The sequence below is a fragment of the Variovorax multivorans genome (assembly GCF_051216835.1).
In the GTDB taxonomy this organism is placed as follows: domain Bacteria; phylum Pseudomonadota; class Gammaproteobacteria; order Burkholderiales; family Burkholderiaceae_C; genus Variovorax.
On the sequence record NZ_JBPJZL010000002.1, the window covers coordinates 1 to 18,000 of the forward strand.

The following is an 18,000-nucleotide window of genomic DNA, read 5'->3' on the forward strand; positions in this document are numbered from 1 at the left end:
GCGCAGCGGCGCGCTGTATTCGCCGACGGTGCTCGACCATGTGGACCCCGGGATGACGGTGGCCAAGCACGAGACCTTCGGGCCGGTGTCGCCGGTGATCCGCTTCAAGACGATCGAAGACGCGATCCGCATCTCCAACGGCACGGCCTACGGGCTGTCGTCTGCGGTGTGCACGAACCGCATGGACTACATCACGCGCTTCATCCGAGAGCTGAACGTGGGCAGCGTCAATGTGCGCGAGGTGCCGGGCTACCGCCTGGAGCTCACGCCCTTCGGCGGCATCAAGGACTCGGGCCTGGGGTACAAGGAAGGCGTGCTCGAGGCCATGAAGAGCTTTACCAATACCAAGACTTATTCGTTGCCGTGGTAGCCGCCGCATCTGACAGGGACCTGACCACCTTCTCCCGCGCTCCACCAGTCACCCTCATGTCACGCACGCACTGAAAGCTCCACCCCTTTCGCTCGTCCGTGACTCTCATGCAGCCTACTTCCCCACTTCGCCGCGCCCTGGCCCTCGTGCCGGTCTCTTGCCTCAGTCTCTCCGCGCTCCTGCTGGGTGCATGCGGTGGAGACAGCGGCTCTTCTTTCTCATTGCCCCCAGGCACCGGGACTTCGACAACGCCGACCAACCCGGGCAACACGACGACCACCAGCGGGGTGGTTGTCGGCAGCTACTTCGTCAACGCCAGGGTCTGCCTGGATCTCAACTCCAACGGCCGCTGCGATGCGGGCGAGCCGTCCGCCCGATCGGACAAGCAGGGCGGCTTCACGCTCGCCGGCTCGGGCGCGGGCATCGTGGCAGAGATCGGCACCGATGCCACGGAGCTCGATCCATCCATCCCCTCTTCCAAGCCGGTGACTTCAGCGCTCGTGCTGCGTGCGCCGAAGGAAGCACCGGGCGTCGTCGACTTCGAATCGACCGCAGTGGTCGCGGAGATGGAAGCCAACGGGCTCGACTTCAAGACCGCCGCAAGCAAGGTGGCGATCTCTGTCGGTGTGGTCGCGTCGAAGCTGCTCGGCGACATCAACACCGAGAGCGACCCTGTTGCCAAGGCCGCGCTCAAGGCTGCGTCCGACGAGGGCCTGCAGCGCATCCGCGATGCGCTCGCATCGGCCGCGAACACTGACGACGTCAAGGCGGTGGTAACAGCCGCCGCCCTGACCGACCGCTACTACCAGACCAAGGCGCCGTACCGCCCGCAGCAGGATGTCAGCACCTACGAGGTGGCGCCCGCGGGCTTCTCGCCGGTCTACACCGAGGTGGTTGCGCGCCACGGTTCGCGCGGGCTCTCGGGCCTCAAGTACGACCTTGCGGTCTACAACATGTGGAAGAAGGCGCAGGACGACGGTGCCCTCACGCCACTGGGCGAGAAGCTCGGGCCCGACGTGCTGAAGATCATGAAAGCCAACTTCCTGCTCGGCTATGGCGTGGCCGGCATCAGCACGCCCGGCTACGGCAACGAGACGCAGGTCGGCATCAACGAGCACACGCAGCTCGCGGCAAGGCTGGTTCAGCGCCTGCCGGCCTACTGGAAGCAGATCGGCGACAGCGCCGGCTCCGCCCCGCGCCAGATCGTGACGGTGACTTCCGGCGTCGATCGCGCGGTCGACAGCGGCAACTTCTTCGTGCAGTCGCTCAAGGCGACTCAGCCTGCGCTGGCACCGCTGCTGACCTATCTGCCGGCACCCGCACCCTACCCCGATAACGGCACTGCAGTGAGCCAGCCTGTGGGCACCAACCGCTTCCTGCTGTACTTCCACAAGCTCGTGAAGGCGACCGACCTGGTGACGAACACCACCGATCCGCTCTATACGACGTACCAGGCCAGTCTGGCCTACCAGAACTACAAGAGCAACGATGCCGACCTGCTCGCCAAGCAGAGCGGCCTGACGGTCACGCCCGAGGCCGCGGCTGCCGGCCGCCTGCTGCTGGAGCGCCTGTTCGCCAAGAGCTTTGTCGACAAGATCGCCAACGGCACGTACAGCTTTTCCAACAGCGGCAGCTTCAGCTACACGAGCGACGACGGCAAGTTCGCGCCCAGCCTGAGCGGCGACGGCAAGACGTCGATCAAGTCGCCCGGCGACGCGGGCGCCCTGCTGTACGAGCTGTATGTGATCGCACCCGCGATGCGCGGCGAGGCCGGCGTCGATTTCACTGCCTACATGCCGGCAGCGCAGGCGAAGTTCTTCGCCGCGCTCAACGACGGCTCCGACTTCTACGACAAGGGTCCCGGCATGACGGAGAAGGGCGATATCACTTCGCGCATGTCGCAGATCCTGGTGGACGACATGTTCAACGAGGTCGATGCGATCGCCAGGGGCGACCGCTCGCACGCGGCCAAGCTGCGCTTCACGCACGCCGAAATCATGATGCCCTTCGCGGTGCGCATGGGCCTGAAGGGCGTGGACCAGAGCGTGCCCAAGGCCTCCAGCTTCAGCTACGACAGCAACACGTGGCGCGGCGAATACGTCTCGCCGATGGCGGCCAACATGCAGTGGGACGTGTTCGCCGACGGCGGCGGAAAGCTGCTCGTGCGCATGCTCTACAACGAAAAGGAAACCGACTTCAAGGCGGCCTGCGACACCGCCAAGGCAGCGGGCACGGCGCACTACTACGACTACACGGGCCTGAAGGCCTGCTACGGGCACGTGGCCCAGTAGTCCAGTAGCCCCGCATCTCCCCGCATCTATTTCCTGGTCTTCCTGGCGGGTGTCTTCACGCCCTGCCGCAGCGAGCGTTGCCTCAGCGTCGCGCCCGAGCCCCGTGGTGGGCGCGCCGGGGCCACGTCGTGCTGGCTCGCCCGCAAGGTGAAATCGCAGGTCTTCACGGCCAGCTCGACGATGCGCGCCAGCGCGGGGCTGGAGTTGTCGCGCCGGTAGACCGCGCTGTAGACCAGCGGCGGCGGCATGGGGTCGCTCTTCACCACGCGCAGCAGGCCGCTCTTGATGTCCGGGCGCACATAGTCGAGCGCCTGCTGGCTGATGCCGAAGCCGCTGATCGTCAGTTCGCGCAAGACGGTCGTGCTGTTCGTCAGCATGACCTTGCCGAAGCGGAAGCCGTGCTCCGCGCGCCAGGCTTCGTAGAACCTGTTCTTCGAGGCGCCGGCGGGCTGCTCGATCACGGGGTAGTCGGCAAACTCGTGCGGCTTCAGTGCCCGCGCGGGAATGTCGAGCCGCGGGCTCGCTATCCAGGCCTGGTCGACTTGCCCCACCTTGATCGATTCGAAAGCCTGTCCCCAGAAGATGCCGGGCATGATGGTCAGGTCGAGCTTGTTGGCTTCGAGGCGCTCGAAGAGCGTGAGCCCCGCGTCCACCACGGGCTCCAGCGTTACCTGAGGGTGCAGCTTCTGCAGCAGCTGGATCAGGCGCGTGAGCCAGGTCATCGCGATCAGCTCCGTCACGCCCACCCGGAAGGTGCCGCGCAGCGTCTTGTCGAGGCTGATGTCGTGCTCGATGCGCTGCCAGAGCCGTTGCGCTTCTTCCGCGAGCGGCAGCAGTTCCCGGCCGGCCTGGGCCAGCTCCAGGCCGTGGGAGGTGCGATGCAGCAGGGGGCCGCCGAGCGATTCCTCCAGTTCCGCCAAGCGCTTGGAGATGGCCGACTGCGTGGTGTGCAGCTTCACCGCCGCGGCACTGAAGCTCTGGAGCTTGGCGCTGAAGAGGAAGGCCTCCAGCTGCTTGAAAGTGAAGTTCATGCCATCGGAATGTACGCCCATGGCTCTGCAGGAAAAAAAGGAATACCGCGCTCCTCCGATTTCTCGTTTGTCCCGCAGCAGCCGGACTTTGATACTGCGTGCATGCTTCACATCGCACCACGCCTGAATCGAATCAAACCATCTCCCAGTTCCATGGCCGGCCAGAGGGCGCGCGAGCTGCGCGCGATGGGCCGGGACATCCTCGGCCTGACCGCGGGCGAGCCCGACTTCGAGACACCCGGGCACATCAAGGAAGCGGCAATCCGAGCAATGGCCGACGGCCAGACCCGCTACACGGACGTGGGCGGCACGCCGGTGCTGAAGGAAGCCATTGCCGGCAAGTTCCTGAACGAGAACGGGCTGGCCTACACACCGGGCGAGATCATCGTGGGCACCGGCGCCAAGCAGGTGATCTTCAACGCGCTCATGTGCACGGTCGCAGCGGGTGACGAGGTCATCGTGCCGGCCCCCTACTGGGTGTCTTACCCGGACATCGCCCTGCTGGCCGGCGGCGTTCCGGTTTTCGTCGACTGTCCGGCGGCATCGGGCTTCAAGCTGCAGCCTGCCGATCTCGAACGCGCCATCACCGGCAAGACGCGCTGGCTGATGCTGAACTCGCCGAACAACCCGAGCGGGGCGACCTACACGCGTGCCGAGCTCCAGGCACTGGCCGAGGTGCTCCGTCGCCACCCCCAGGTCTGGGTGCTGACCGACGACATCTACGAGCACCTGATCTATGGCGACATCGAGTTCGCCACCATGGCCCAGGTGGCGCCCGACCTCAAGGACCGCACGTTGACGGTGAACGGTGTTTCCAAGGCCTATGCGATGACGGGCTGGCGCATCGGCTATGGCGCGGGGCCTTCGGCGCTGGTCAAGGCGATGGTCAAGCTCCAGTCGCAGAGCACCTCCGGGCCGAACTCGATCGCACAGGCTGCGGCCGTCGCCGCGCTCACAGGGCCGCAGGACACCATTGCCTCGAACCGGCACGAATACGAGAAGCGGCGCGACATGGTGGTTGCCTCGCTCAATGCCATCGACGGCATCCATTGCGCAGCGCCCGACGGCGCGTTCTACATCTTCGCGTCATGCAGCGCGCTGTTCGGTCTTCGCACGCGCACGGGCGTCGCAATCGAAAGCAGCGACGACTGGGTGATGCACCTGCTCGATTCGCAGGACCTGGCGGCGCTGCAAGGCAGTGCCTACGGCGTGCCGACGCATTTCCGCATTTCGTTCGCCGCCAGCACAGAGCAGCTGCTGGAAGGTTGCCGCCGCATTGCGCGAGCGCGCGACGAACTCACGGGCCAAGCCATCAACCAGGAACTGCAATGAAACTCCAACCTCTTCTGAAGCTGCTGCCGGCCCTTGCCGCGGGCACCGTCTGGCTTGGCGCCACCCATGCGTGGGCTGCAGATGCCTTTCCCTCGAAACCGGTGAAGATCCTCGTGGGGTTTTCGCCCGGCGGCTCCAACGACGTCGTGGCACGCCTGATCGCGCCGAAGCTGGCGGAAGGGCTCGGGCAGCAGGTGCTGGTCGAGAACCGTCCTGGCGCCGGCGGCAACATCGCGGCATCGGCCATGCTCGGCGCGCCCGCGGACGGGCACACGCTGCTGATGTGCACCACGGGAACGCTGTCGATCCAGCCGTACATCCTGAAGAGCATGCCCTTCGATCCCGAGAAGGACATCGCACCGGTCACGCAAGTCGTCAACGCGCCCTACATGCTGCTGGTCAATTCGACCCTGCCGGTGAAGAGCGTCAAGGAGCTCGTTGCATACGCCAAGCAGAAGCCCGGCGAGCTCAACTTCGCTTCCTCGGGCACGGGCACCGGCGGGCATCTTGCGGGCGAGATGCTGAAGAGCCGCGCGGGCATCGACATCGTCCACGTGGCCTACAAGGGCACCGGCCAGGCGATGACGGACCTTATTGCGGGCCAGGTCTCGATGATCTTCGACCAGCCCGTCAGCTCGATGCAGTACGCACGCGCGGGCAAGCTCCGCGCGCTGGCTGTGGCCAGCCCGCGCCGGCTGGCGGCCTTCCCCGACATTCCGACCGTGACGGAAGCCGGCGTTCCCGACTTCGACCCCGTGACCTGGGCAGGCATCTGCACGGCGAAGAACACGCCGCCGGCCGTCGTCGACCGCATACAGCGCGAAGTTGCCAAGGTGCTGGCGATGCCCGAGATCTCCAAGCGGCTCGCCGCGGATGGCCTGGAGCCTGTAGGGAGCACCCCCGAGCAGTTCCGCGCCTTCCTGGCTGCGGACAAGCGCAAGTGGGGCCGCGTGGTGAAAGATGCCGACGTCAAGGCTGAATGAGAGAACGAGACAGACCATGAACCAGCTACCTGACATCGTGCGCAACTTCGAGCGCGTTCCCTGCGATCTGGTCCGACAGGCTGCGGCGTTCCAGCCTGCCATCCTTGCCGACGTAGCGGGCCGCCGGGGCGCCCTGCACGGCCGCATCCAGGCCTTGCGCCACCGGATGAAGCTCGTCGGCAATGCGCTCACGGTCGAAGTGCGGCCGGGCGACAACCTGATGATCCACGCCGCCATCGCGCTGGCAAAGCCCGGCGACGTGCTGGTGATCGACGGCAAGGGCGACCAGAGCGCTGCCCTGATGGGCACGATCATGATGAACGCCTGCAGACAGGTCGGTATCGCCGGCGTGGTGATCGACGGCGCGGTGCGCGACAGCGTCGAGATCGACGAGATGGACTTTCCCGTCTTCTCGGTCGGCACCAATCCCAACGGCCCGACGAAGCTGGCCTCGGGGCGCATCGGGCATCCGGTGTCCGTGGGCGGCGTGGCCGTGCGTGCAGGCGACCTGGTCGTGGCCGATGCGGACGGCGTGGTGGTGGTCGAGCGGGAAAGAGTCGAGGCGCTTCTTCAGGCCGCAAAGCAGAAGGTCGAGGACGAAGCCGCGCGCATCGAGGCCATCAAGAAGGGCGATACGGCGGCCAAGTGGCTGGACTCCGCCCTGCGCAAGGCGGGCGTGCTCAAGGAAAACGAGACGCTGTAGGAGCCGTTCGACCGAAGGCATCTATGCCGGGAGGGCGATTCGCGCAGGCGGAATTCAGGCGCTCATAATGTCCGCCGGCCACGCCAGAGGCCGCCTTCCCCTTCTTGCAGATCCGAGCTTTCTTTCTGGCGTTCACGGGACGACACCATGAGCTCATTGCACATGTTTCTACCGGTATGCGAACCAGCACGCAGCGAGGCGCTGGCGCAGTTGATAAGGACACACCACGTGCCCCGCCACCTCGTCAAAGGCATCGCGATCAGACACCGCAGTGCATGCGGGCCGGCCGCTCCGGTCGACGCACCGCAGCAACCAAGCCTGCAACAGGCGCAGGAATCCCAGGCACCTGCTGCTGCGCCGGAGTAGCCGCATCGTATTAGCCGCCCGGGCGCCAATGGTCAAAGAAACCTGAGTACTCCCCGTCCCGGGCAAGGAGGCCCGTCTCGCAAGGGCGCTCCCTCAAGCACATTCGGGGGCAAGGTTGTCCAGCACTTTGATCAAGCGCTCAACGAGTCGAGTTGAATAGGCTTGGGACGGATGAAGAATGTCCGCCATCTCGCCGCGACGCATCGGCACGCTGCCCCAGTCGGCGAACGGCACCGCGAGATCCGCTGTCACGCGTCGCACCGTCGCGTCGCCTCGTGCGCGCACGTCGGCGCCGGCAAGCGTCTGCGACAAGCCCGTCAAGACCACATCGCGGCCCTCTGCCCTGGCCGTCGAGACCATGGAACGCAAGGCCGACTCCAGCGGCAAGTTCTGCATGGCGTCATTGAGCCCGTGCTCGATGACCACGATGCGGCCCGAGCGTGCCTCGTTCGCGAAAGCCGCCGATCGCGCGCTGGCTGTTTCTCCGTTCACGGAGCGGTCTACCACATGGTATCGAGGACGCATCCGACGGATTGCGGCCGCCGGAGCCTCATCGAGCCGCTTGTCGCCCAGGTAACCGCCATGAAGGATGGAGTCGCCGTAGAGCTCGACGCTGCAGGCAGCGTTCGTCTTCGCGGCAGCAGCGACGGAATCGTCCGCGAGGCCCGGATGGAGATCTCCATGCCGATCACCCGAGCGGCTTGCAAGCGAAGTCACGGGCCCCTTGGCGTGATCCTCCGAAGGCGCCACGTGGGATTGCGAGCAGGCGGTGGCCAGCGCCGTGCCCAGGACGATGGCAATCGTTCTGGACCGGGTGGATCGCCACGATGGAATACGAGTGGAATCAGGCACCCCTTCAGGCTAGGGGGCAATGAAGGAGGAAATGTGGAGCCCTTGTGCGGCGGCGAACGGCGGCGATCGGCGGCAGGATGGCAAGGTCCAGTTCAGTGCCTCCGTGCCGCCTGGAAGACGCCTAGAACTTGATCGCGAGCCTTACCTGCGCCGTGAGAGGTGCGCTGGTGCGGCCCCGAACCATCGTCTCGTGATATGCGTTGATCCACAGCGCGGTATCGCGGTCGATGCGCCACATCATCCCCGGTCCGATGCCCAGCACGCGCTCCTTGGAATTTGGCAGCGTCGTTCCGTTCGCCTTGCTGTCCGAGACCTGCTGGAAGTAGTAGCCATTGATGCCAAGGCTGAATGAGGGCGTGATCGCATAGGACGCCGCAAAATTCAGCCACGCTGCCTGCCCTGCTTGCGTGCTCGCCAGCGGAGCACCGTTGAACGACTGCTGCGGGTTGCTTGAGGCGGGCTTGTTGTTCCTGAAGTTGTAGAGGTAGTAGAGCCTCCAGCTGACTTCCCAACGCTCTGCCGGGAACAAGGTCGCTGCCCAGTAAGGATTGATGGACGCGAAGCCCGCGCCTTGGTTGATGTCCGTTCGCTGGTCGTACTTGCCTGTGGGCAAGATTGCATCCAGCGAGAAGCGCTGCACGAAGAGCGGTCGGCCATCCGATGCGAGCACTGGATCCGCCTGCATGAAGGCGCCTACGGTGATGTCGCCCAGACCGGTTCCACCGTTCGTCAATGACTGCCCTGGACCAAAGCTGCTGTTCAGGGCAACGGTCGGCAGGATCGCGGTGAAACCCGGCCGCCAGCCGGCGAAGCTCGTGTCAGACAAATAGGCGATCTGGTTTGCCCAGACATAGCTGGTGATCTTCGGATTGCTGAAGGCCGGCACGCTCTTGCCATTGTTGTCTTTGATGGCGTTGGCAGAGGAGTACCTCAACCAGCTCAGCCAGGTCCAGCCAGGCGACCCCGTGAAGCCGTCGTAGAAGCTGGTCGCTCCAAGGTTGAGTCCTGCCGGCTGGCTCACGCTGGGCGTCTGCGCCGCGACGCCTGTGGTCACCGCCAATGACACAGCCGCCGCGAGCAGGGAGCCGCGAGACTGCACACACTTCTTCACCATCGCTCATCTCCTCCGAGACTTGGTCTCTCGATTGTTCGAAGCGGATTGCTTCGACACTCGAAGGATAGGAATCGAAGGCCGAGGTGGCTTGCTCGGCGGCGACACACTTGTCCAGACGCGCCGTCGCCTTGTCGTGGTTAACCCGATCGATCGGAGGGGACCTGCGCGCAGTCCTCCTGCGACTGCGCAGACTCCCACAGCTCATCCGGGACCCGGGTCGACTGGAACAGCCGCAGCGTCCATCCCGTGTCCCTGGCGGGCACCCATATCTGCGAGACGAACGAGCTGGATCCGAAGCTTTCTGCGCCCTGTGCGCGGCGCCCCTCGATGCGCAGAAAGCCCGTGAGCAGCACGGCATCGCCCGCCGGGACAGCACGCAGCGCACGGCGCCGAACCAGCTGATAGCGGATGCCGCCCCGAAGAAAATTCATCAGGTCGGCGTGCGTGTGCACGACACCGGTGGAGTGCACGTAGACAAGCTCGTCATCCAGAAGCGCCGCAACCGCCTCGACATCGCCCTCCTCCAGGAGACGGCAACGCCGCCTCTCGTGCGAAAGAACCAGCGCGATGTCCGCGTTCATTCCTCCGGCACCACACCGTTCACCAGCAGGCCCACCGAGGAAATCTCCACCTCGACTCGATCCCCCGGCTTGAGCCACAGCGGGGGCGTGCGCTTCACGCCCACGCCTCCCGGCGTTCCCGTGACGATGACATCGCCCGGGAGAAGCGTCACGAAGGTCGAGATGTAGTTCACCAGCACAGGGATGGGAAAGATCATCTGGTCGGTTTGCGCGTGCTGCACTTGCTGGCCGTTCACGCGCGTTCGCAAGTCGAGCGTGCGGTCCTCGGGGAGTTCGTCGAGGGTCACCAGGAAAGGGCCGAATCCACCGGTCTTCGGGAAGTTCTTGCCGGGAGTGAATTGACGCGTGTGATGCTGCCAGTCGCGCACGCTCGCATCGTTGAAGCAACTCACGCCGAAGACATGGTCCCAGGCATCGGCCTCGGGGATGCGGCGGCCTTTCTTGCCGATGACGACGGCCAGTTCGCCTTCGTAGTCGAGCTGCGTCGATTCGCGAGGCATCAGCAGGGGCTTGCCGGCGGCCTGGAGCGACTCGCTCCCGCGCAGGAATATTGACGGATGTGCCGTCGGATCACGCTGGGTTTCGACGCGATGCGCTTCGTAGTTGTGACCGACGCACGCGATCGTCTTCGGGTCGGCAATCGGCGGTAGCAGCTCGAGCCGGGACAGCGCGTGGTCGGCATCGGCCGTTGCATGTGCGCGCGCCAGGGCCATCGCCTCTCCGGTCTCGATCAGCGCCTTCAGGGTGCTTGCCCGCGAACCGAGCCGCTTGCGAAGATCGATGACTTCGGATGCGCCGCGCAGCATTCCATAGGATGCCTCGCCCGCAGACAGGTAGCTGATGAATTTCATGTTTTCGCCTTGATCGAGTTTGAGATTGACTGACTTGACGATGTCGTTGCAGCCATTGGTTTGCTGCCGAACGAACTGCGCGAATGCACTCCGGCCGGCATCGAAAGGTTGATGGTCGAAGACGCGACGACGCTGCTCGCGGGGGAGGCAAGAGTTTTCTGGTTGATCAGCCGTGACCAGTAGCGATCGGGCCGGATGACCAGCGCGACCGCATCGTGTCGGGCCAGCGTCTTCTCCAGTTCGCGGCTGCGATCGCGCACAGCCACGATCGAAGCGTCGATCGGCCCTGGCAGGAAGTCTTCGTCGGACCGGAGCAGCGCGACGACCCGCCCCGGCGGACCGCTCGGCAGAAGCGAGGCAGCATGTTCCCGGAATGCAGGCGTATCCCAGCCGAGCACGGCGAAGCCCTCCCCCAGCATGCTGTCCAGGCGCACGACTTCTCCCGTTTGCAGCTCGACGTCCGGCTGCGGGATCAATTCGGATCGGGGATGCGCGGCCGTCGGATGGAACGCGCCCTGCCGCAGTTGCGGCTTGGGCTTGAAACGCAGTTGAAGGATGTAGTCGCGGCAGGCCGGAATCAGGCAGGCCAGGCGAAGCGCGGATTGCGCAAGCCACGCACCCGGGACCGTCTTGGGCTGCATGAAAGCCCCGATGCGCAATGCCATGCGGATCAGGGCCGCGGCATGGGGGCGGCGTTCGGGTTCGTAGGAGTCCAGCAGCGCTGGCGGCTCGCCCCATCGGACGACGGCAGCGAGCTTCCAGGCGAGATTCGTGGTGTCCCGAATCCCGCTGTTGAGCCCCTGGCCGGCGAAGGGCGGCGTCAGGTGTGCGGCGTCTCCCGCGAGCAGCACGCGTCCGTCCTTCCATCGCGTCGCCACGCGGGCGTGGAATCCGTAGATGGCCTTGCGCACCAGGGGCAGTTCCGCGTCCTGCGCCACTCGGTCGCGGATCCATCGACGGAACGTCTGCTCGCTCAGGACATCCTCGTCGCGGTCGTCCTCCCGGAGCATGAATTCGTAGCGCAGGCTTCCTCGCGGGCCGGGCAGCCGGATGGCGGGGCGACGCGGGTCGCAATACGTGCTCGTGTGGCGCAGCGGGAGCTTGCGCTCTGCCAGGTCGACGATGAGCCAGCGCTCGGGGTAGGTCTTGCCATCGAGCGTGATCTTCAAGAGATCACGCACCTTGCTGCGCCCGCCGTCGCACGCGACCACCCATCTTGCAACCGTCACGCTCGGACCACCTTCGTGGCGCACTTCGCAACGTACTTCATGGGCATCCTGTTCGATGGAAAGGAGTTCATGGCCGAACCGGACTTCGACGTCCTTGAACCGGCCCAGCCCCTCGAACAGCGTCTTCACCAGCATGGGTTGGCGAAACGCGTTGCGCTTGGGGTAGCCGTACTCCTGGCGTGTCGGCTGGATGGACGCGAGCGGCTTGCCTTGCCAGTCGAAGTACTGCACGCCATAGCCCAGCACCACATCCCGGATCACGGCGTCTATGAGGCCCACGCCTTGCATCGTGCGGAGGCTTTCGTCGTCCAGGGTCACGGCGCGCGGTTCGGCTTCGAGCTGACTGCTTCTCTCCACCACCAGCGTCTTGACGCCGTACTGGCCCAGAAGGTTGGCCAACGTGAGGCCGACCGGCCCCGCACCAACCACGACAACGTCGAATGAGTTTGCTTCGGTCATGCGTGTCTGCGCTTTCGTTCTGTCTTCATGTCTGCCCCGTGGGTCCATGGGCTTCGATGCGGCCCTCGATTCGCAACCCTGCGCGAATCAGTTGATCGCCGACCCTGGCCCTGGCGGCCTCAGGCGTCGCCGTCGAATAGATCGCGCTCAGGCTTCCGAGCAGATGCTTGCCGTGATGAAGGGCGACTGCCCAGCCCATCGCCTCCGCGTCGACCTCGCCCGCAGTTGCGTAGACGGGCCGGGCCCGGATTTCGGCGAGGTATTCGAGCAGCGCTGCGTGGGTTGACGGCAGGCCCGCTTTTCGAAGCCCGCTCGCGTCGCGCTGCACGATCGAGGCGATCTCGGCCGAAGCCATGTGGGCGAAGATCACTTTCGAAGTCGCGCCTCGATAGAGCGGCATCGCGCGGCCCCGTTCGTAGCTCACGGTGCTGGGGCCGTAGCGGCCCCGCATCTCCCTCACGCAGACCACCTTGTGGCCGTGCAGCCGGCTGAGAATGACGGTGGCGCCACCACGTTCGCAGAGCGTTCGCATCACCTCCGAAGCTGCAGCGATCAGGGGATCGTTGACCCGGATCTCCCGATCCAGCTCGACGATCGTCGGACCCAGCACGTAGTAGCCGGCCGACGCGCCCTCGATGAACCCGGCCTCTTCCAGCTCGGATACGTAGCGGTAGGCCGTTGCGGCCGATACGCCGAGCAAGGATGCGATATCGGCAGCACGGAGTTGCTTGCGGACTCCGCCGAAAAGGCGAAGGACCTGCAAGACGTTGCTGGTCTTGGACATGGCGAGCGCCTCAGCTGCGCATGATGGCCACGCCCCACTGGTTCAAGGTCTGCGGCCGGTGCGGCCAGACACCCACGGGGCGGTCTGCCCGACAGACTTCCAGCTCTGCAGATATCTCGCCCATGTTTCCGTCAGGATCCCGGACCATGAGGAATGTGTCGTTGCCCGGCCCGTGCCGTCCGATGCCCCAGGCCAGGTCGGTGCCGGTGCTGGCCATGTGATCGGCCCAGTCGCGCAACTGTTGCCAATCCGGCGCCTCGCACGAGAAATGATCGAAGCGCGCCTCCGGCGCACGAAAGATCGCCAGCGAGTGGTGCTCCGAATCGGTCCTCATGAAGGCAGCGGTGAGGTCGCCTTCGGCGTCGAACACTCTGTCGGAAAGCACAAACCCCAGGCCGTCCACGAAGAACTCGACCAGCTTCGCCGGTGCAGGCGAGCGCAATGCAAAGTGCTGAAGGCGTGCTTGCAAAGGACTGTCTTCCGACGGCGTCGCTCGATCCACTTCGGGTGCAAGAAAGGTGATCCGGCGGCCATCCGGGTCCGCAACGGTGTAGCGATTCGCCTCGGGCTCGAGCAACCGGATCTCTCGCGTTGAAAGAAGCATTCGATGAGCATCGAAATCGCTTGGTGACTGAAACCGGAAAACGGCCCGCCTCAATTGGCCGGACTGCCCCTCGAAGACCGTCAGCCGACGATTGTTCGCGCTGCAGGTGATTGACCCTCCAGTCCCGTCGCAATGCAGCCGAAAGGTCTTGGCATAGAAGTCCGCGATCGCTGCCGGGTTGCTTGAATACAGCTCCAGCGCGGCGAGGGATGCACCGATTTCCATCTTGTCTCTCCTGATCTTTCGATGGCTGCATCATCGATTGCCGCCTCTCGAAGCACAAACAGAATTCTCAAGTTCTGAGAATCCAGATGCCAGATTCCGGAAACAGGATTCGCGGCGAAATTCATGTCCGCGTGCGTCGAGCCGGGGCTTGGCCTGGACGGCGCGGCGCTGTCCGCAAAAGGAAGGGTTAACACCTTTTCTCTCGTTGAATTCGCAATTCCTGAGAAAACCACTTGACCGGCCCCCATGGCCTGCAGAACATGCCGCCGCAAACGAAGGAGACAAACATGACGAGTCGCGCTCACGTTTCGGTAGATGCGGTGAATCCATCCCAACGACTGCCCGCCTGGCATAGCCTGGTGAGTACGCATCTGGGGCGCACGCCGGAGTCGTTTCGGGCCCGCGACTCCGGCCGGTGGGAGCCCCTGGCCGGCCAGGCGTTCTGCGGAAGTCTCGAATACGGCACGCTGGGTGGCGCGGGGCTTTGCCGGCTGATTGCAACGCCCCATCGATTTACCCGATCGATGTACACCCGGCTGGAAGATGCGCCCAGCCCGTTGATGCTCGTGATGCAGCAAAAGGGCTGCGCCGTGTTCGCGCAGGACGGGCGCAGCGGAATGCTGGAGCCGGGCGATTGGTGCATCCTCGATGCCGCGATGCCGTTTGCAATCGACCATCCGTCTGGTTGCGACCAGATCATCCTGACACCGCCCCGGCCTTCCGATCCGGCGCTGACCGACTTGATCACGCGAGGCCGCGCGCTGCGTTGTGTCGGGAAGAAGGGATCCTCGCGGCTGGTGCAGACCATGCTCGGCGAGGCCTATGGACAGTTCGACCGGCTGCCGTCGGAAACCGCCAGTGTCCTGGCTGATGCCATTGCATCGTTCGCTTGGCACGCAGTGCAGGAGCGGTGCATGACTTCGAGCAAGGACACGATTCGCGACACCCAGCGCAACAAGCTCAAGGCCTTCATCGACAAGAATCTGTCCGAGCCCGGACTCTGCGTCGAGATGATCGCGCAAGGCTGCGGCTGTTCCGTGCGCAGTGTTCACCGCGCGTTCTCGGATGATCCTCAAGGTTCCGTTTCCGAGTACATCTGGAGCCGACGCGTTGCACAGTGCGCAAGCGCACTCAGGAACCCGACCAACGCCTTGCGCTCCGTCACGGACATTGCAATGGACTGGGGGTTCTCCAGTCCATCGCATTTCAGCAGGGCGTTCAGGAGCAGCCTCGGCGTCTCCCCGAAAGCCTACCGGCTGGCGCAGTAGGCCACGGGCTTTCAGAACGGATAGTGCCGGGCCGAAGTCTGTACGGTGAGCCAGCGCAAGTCCGTGAATGCGTCGATTCCGGAGCGCCCGCCGAACCGGCCGACACCGCTGGCCTTGACGCCGCCGAACGGCATCTGGGGCTCGTCATGCACCGTGGGCCCGTTGATGTGGCAGATGCCGGACTCGATGCGCTGCGCGACCTGCATCGCGCGCGCGATGTCGCGGCCGTATACCGCGGCCGACAGGCCGTACTCGTTATCGTTGGCGCAGCGCACCGCTTCTTCCAGGCCCTTGACCCGGACAATGCCCTTGATGGGACCGAAGGACTCTTCGCCGTAGATCTTCATGCCTGGCGCGACGTGATCGAGGAGCGTCGGCACCATGAGCGTGCCGTCCGCGCGACCGCCGCACAGCAGGCGGGCGCCCGCGGCCAGCGCGTCGTCGAGCAGCATGTTGCAGCGATCCACTGTCGCCATGTCGATGACCGAGCCCAGTGCCGCGCCGGAGCCTACCGGGCCGGGAGTCAGCGAGCGCGCCTTCCTGGCCAGCCGCTCGACGAATTCATCGGCGATGGACTCATCGACAATGATCCGCTCTGTGGACATGCAGATTTGGCCCGAGTTGAGGAAGGCGCCGAAGATTGCGCCGTCCACGGCTTGATCGAGGTCGGCGTCGTCGAGCACCACAAGCGGCGCCTTGCCGCCGAGTTCCAGCACCACCGGCTTCAGGTGCTCCGCGCATTTGACAGCGATGATTTTCCCGACCCTGGTGGAGCCGGTGAAGTTGACGCGGCGCACAGCGGGGTGCGAGATCATGGCGTCAACGACAGGCCCTGCATCGGCTGGGGCGTGGCTCACGAAGTTCACGACACCGGGCGCAACACCGGCACGCGAGAACGCATCGACGATGCGCCGGTGGGTTGCCGGGCAGGCTTCAGACGCCTTGAGGATCACGGTGTTTCCGCATGCGAGGGGCACTGCAATCGCGCGCACGCCAAGAATCAAGGGCGCATTCCAGGGCGCGATGCCCAGGGAGACACCGGCGGGCTGGCGCACGGCAAGCGCCAGATTGCCAGGAAGATCCGAAGGAATGATTTCACCGTTGATCTGGGTCGTGAGCGCCGCTGCTTCACGCAGTATTCCCACCGCAGTGACGGCGTTGAAACCGGCCCAGAGTTCGCTGGCGCCGGTCTCGCTCATCATGGTGGCGACGAGGGTCGGCAGGTCGCGCTCCAGTTCGTCGGCCGCTTTCGTCAGCATCGCGCGCCTTTCGGCGGGGCCGGTTCGCGCCCAGGCTGGAAAGGCCCGCTCGGCCGCGACAACCGCCGCGACGGCGTCCTCGGGTGCTGCTGCCGCCGCCGTCGTGACCACCTCCCTGGTGATCGGGTTGCATCGCTGAAACGTTGCGCCTGAACGGGCAGGGGCAAGCTCCCCCTGAATCTGAAGTTGAACAATGTTCATCTGTTTTCCTGAATGGTCGTTGGATTGAAGGGAGCCCAGTCGCCGTGGAAGGCATCGCGCAGCCGGATCGGCAGCTTGATCTGCGCAATCGGTCCGGCTTCGATGTCGGCGGCGTCCAGCACGACCACGGATGCCAGTGCCGTGTCGTGGTGGTCCACGACAGCCAACAGCAGCCCTTCCGCCCCGGGGACGGGCACCAATTGAGGCTCCTGGAATGTGGTCGTGTCGGACAGGAAGAGAGCCTTGACGTCGCCGCTGCGGGTATCTACGCGCACCAGATGGTTCGAACCCAGCCCGATCGGTCCCGCCACGAGCTGACTTCGGGCGGGGTCGATTCCGCCGTAGTAGATGAAGCGATGCGGACGCATCGACAGGCGCTCGTCGATCCGGGGCAGCTCTCCCGGTATCGGACTCAGGACACGCACGTCGAACGACGTGTCCGGACTTTCGGCGTCGAAGCTCCAGCGCGTGAGAAAGGGAGCATTTGCCGCAGGCTCGTACACGCTTCCATCCACCGCAGGTATGTAGGGAAAAACATTTCGCGCGGAGACGCAGAGGTCGATCGTGATCCGGCTGCCCTCGTTGAAGGCATTGGCGACATGGTAGGAATAGCAGGCCGGCCTGCGAAACCAGCGCATGTCACTCGCGGGGCCGTTCCTGCGCATCACGCCGATCCAGGTGTCCAGCGAGCCGTCCCACATCCAGTGGGTTCCGCCCGATCTCAGGCGGTCGATATCGCAGGTCGTCGGAAAGACCGAGAAGATGACGTAGTCGCGCGTCACCGCGAAATCGTGTTGCATGGCTGCGTATGGCGCCTCGAACCACTCTTCCCGCACCAGCGTGCCGTGCCTGTCCGCGACACAGTAGGCAACGCTCTTGCTCGCGTCGCCCGACGCTTCGTATCCGAAGAACACCCATTCGCCGGTCTCCGGGTCTCGCTTGGGATGAGCGGTAGCCGTGCGCGAGCGCAGCTTTCCGTCGAAATCGTGACGGCCCTTGGTCTCCAGGGTCAGGGGGTCCAGCTCGTACGGCAGGCTGTCCTCCTTCAGCGCGAACAGCCGGCCCGCATGCATGAACGCCGTCGTATTGGCCGTGCCCCGGTCGAGCCCGCGCACGGAAGGATGATCGGTGAACTGGTTGCGATACAAGCCGAACAGTGATCGGCGAACGTCGCGCTCGGCCTCGAACCGCTGCGTGCGCACGTACTTCATCCTGAAGTCGACATGGCCATTCGCAAAGGTGAACGCGCTGACGACACCGTCGCCATTGATGTAGATGTCGTCTCCCAGCATGGGCGGGTACTGCGGATCGGGGCCGCAGCGATACCAGGTGCCCTCGAGTGCCGCCGGCAGCTCGCCGATGACTTCCAGGTCCTGTATCTGGCATTCGACGCGCGAGGGCGCATTCATCCCGGTGAAATGCGGCAATGCAGGGAAATTGCGTGGAGTGCTTGAATCGTTGTGCATGGACAAGAGTGAACTTCGGGACAGGGACGGG

General features: G+C 64.8%; 17 protein-coding genes. 7 read left to right on the plus strand and 10 right to left on the minus strand.

The window, feature by feature from the left end; all coding sequences use genetic code 11:
* The coding region (locus ACSFCA_RS03555) for an aldehyde dehydrogenase family protein (protein WP_435458665.1) at positions 1 to 370 on the plus strand (370 nt) is incomplete at its 5' end.
* Positions 371 to 591: 221 nt separating this feature from the next.
* Entirely contained in the window at positions 592 to 2,661 is a 2,070-nt protein-coding gene (locus ACSFCA_RS03560; RefSeq protein WP_435458666.1) for a histidine phosphatase family protein, read from the plus strand.
* A gap of 26 nt (positions 2,662 to 2,687) precedes the next feature.
* On the opposite strand, the gene ACSFCA_RS03565 is transcribed toward ACSFCA_RS03560, so the two are convergent.
* Positions 2,688 to 3,713, minus strand: coding sequence for a LysR family transcriptional regulator (locus tag ACSFCA_RS03565; protein WP_258350483.1), 1,026 nt, complete (start codon positions 3,711 to 3,713; stop codon positions 2,688 to 2,690).
* Between the two features lie 81 nt (positions 3,714 to 3,794).
* Here ACSFCA_RS03565 and ACSFCA_RS03570 point away from each other — a divergent pair, with 81 nt between their 5' ends.
* The 4 genes from ACSFCA_RS03570 to ACSFCA_RS03585 all read left to right on the plus strand — a co-directional run bounded on the left by ACSFCA_RS03570 (position 3,795) and on the right by ACSFCA_RS03585 (position 7,076).
* Positions 3,795 to 5,024 carry a pyridoxal phosphate-dependent aminotransferase gene (locus tag ACSFCA_RS03570; RefSeq protein WP_435458667.1) on the plus strand — a complete coding sequence of 410 codons (1,230 nt, stop codon included), beginning with the start codon at positions 3,795 to 3,797 and terminating at the stop codon, positions 5,022 to 5,024.
* Complete coding sequence (locus tag ACSFCA_RS03575; RefSeq protein ID WP_435458668.1) at positions 5,021 to 6,007, plus strand: Bug family tripartite tricarboxylate transporter substrate binding protein; 987 nt, start codon at positions 5,021 to 5,023, stop codon at positions 6,005 to 6,007. Before ACSFCA_RS03570 ends, ACSFCA_RS03575 begins: the two co-directional genes overlap by 4 nt.
* Before the next feature lie 16 nt (positions 6,008 to 6,023).
* On the plus strand, positions 6,024 to 6,710 hold the full coding sequence (locus ACSFCA_RS03580; RefSeq protein ID WP_435458669.1) for an RraA family protein: 687 nt from the start codon (positions 6,024 to 6,026) through the stop codon (positions 6,708 to 6,710).
* Between the two features lie 147 nt (positions 6,711 to 6,857).
* The gene (locus tag ACSFCA_RS03585) at positions 6,858 to 7,076 is read left to right on the plus strand and encodes a hypothetical protein (RefSeq protein WP_435458670.1); all 219 of its coding nucleotides are present in this window, start codon (positions 6,858 to 6,860) and stop codon (positions 7,074 to 7,076) included.
* Positions 7,077 to 7,169: 93 nt separating this feature from the next.
* Here ACSFCA_RS03585 and ACSFCA_RS03590 read toward each other — a convergent pair whose 3' ends face one another.
* The 7 genes from ACSFCA_RS03590 to ACSFCA_RS03620 all read right to left on the minus strand — a co-directional run bounded on the left by ACSFCA_RS03590 (position 7,170) and on the right by ACSFCA_RS03620 (position 13,775).
* Complete coding sequence (locus tag ACSFCA_RS03590) at positions 7,170 to 7,793, minus strand: SGNH/GDSL hydrolase family protein (protein ID WP_435476225.1); 624 nt, start codon at positions 7,791 to 7,793, stop codon at positions 7,170 to 7,172.
* Positions 7,794 to 8,049: 256 nt separating this feature from the next.
* Positions 8,050 to 9,042, minus strand: a complete 993-nt coding sequence (locus tag ACSFCA_RS03595; RefSeq protein ID WP_258350489.1) for a SphA family protein — start codon at positions 9,040 to 9,042, stop codon at positions 8,050 to 8,052.
* Positions 9,043 to 9,179: 137 nt separating this feature from the next.
* Entirely contained in the window at positions 9,180 to 9,623 is a 444-nt protein-coding gene (locus tag ACSFCA_RS03600; protein ID WP_435458672.1) for a nuclear transport factor 2 family protein, read from the minus strand.
* A complete protein-coding gene (locus ACSFCA_RS03605) occupies positions 9,620 to 10,474 on the minus strand; it encodes a fumarylacetoacetate hydrolase family protein (protein WP_258350491.1) in 855 nt (284 codons plus the stop codon). Before ACSFCA_RS03605 ends, ACSFCA_RS03600 begins: the two co-directional genes overlap by 4 nt.
* Positions 10,471 to 12,162, minus strand: coding sequence for a bifunctional 3-(3-hydroxy-phenyl)propionate/3-hydroxycinnamic acid hydroxylase (locus ACSFCA_RS03610; RefSeq protein ID WP_435458673.1), 1,692 nt, complete (start codon positions 12,160 to 12,162; stop codon positions 10,471 to 10,473). Before ACSFCA_RS03610 ends, ACSFCA_RS03605 begins: the two co-directional genes overlap by 4 nt.
* Before the next feature lie 25 nt (positions 12,163 to 12,187).
* Positions 12,188 to 12,946, minus strand: coding sequence for an IclR family transcriptional regulator (locus ACSFCA_RS03615; protein WP_258350493.1), 759 nt, complete (start codon positions 12,944 to 12,946; stop codon positions 12,188 to 12,190).
* 10 nt (positions 12,947 to 12,956) lie between these two features.
* Positions 12,957 to 13,775 (minus strand): VOC family protein, encoded by an 819-nt coding sequence (locus tag ACSFCA_RS03620; RefSeq protein ID WP_435458674.1) that lies wholly within the window; start codon positions 13,773 to 13,775, stop codon positions 12,957 to 12,959.
* A gap of 287 nt (positions 13,776 to 14,062) precedes the next feature.
* Between ACSFCA_RS03620 and ACSFCA_RS03625 the strand changes: the two genes are divergently transcribed.
* Positions 14,063 to 15,043 carry a helix-turn-helix domain-containing protein gene (locus ACSFCA_RS03625; RefSeq protein WP_435458675.1) on the plus strand — a complete coding sequence of 327 codons (981 nt, stop codon included), beginning with the start codon at positions 14,063 to 14,065 and terminating at the stop codon, positions 15,041 to 15,043.
* A gap of 11 nt (positions 15,044 to 15,054) precedes the next feature.
* Here ACSFCA_RS03625 and ACSFCA_RS03630 read toward each other — a convergent pair whose 3' ends face one another.
* Both ACSFCA_RS03630 and ACSFCA_RS03635 read right to left on the minus strand, forming a co-directional pair.
* A complete protein-coding gene (locus tag ACSFCA_RS03630) occupies positions 15,055 to 16,503 on the minus strand; it encodes an aldehyde dehydrogenase (protein ID WP_435458676.1) in 1,449 nt (482 codons plus the stop codon).
* Positions 16,500 to 17,969: a carotenoid oxygenase family protein gene (locus ACSFCA_RS03635; protein WP_258350497.1), complete on the minus strand. Its 1,470-nt coding sequence runs from the start codon at positions 17,967 to 17,969 to the stop codon at positions 16,500 to 16,502. The genes ACSFCA_RS03630 and ACSFCA_RS03635 overlap by 4 nt, the downstream gene beginning before the upstream one ends.
* Positions 17,970 to 18,000 lie beyond the last annotated feature (31 nt).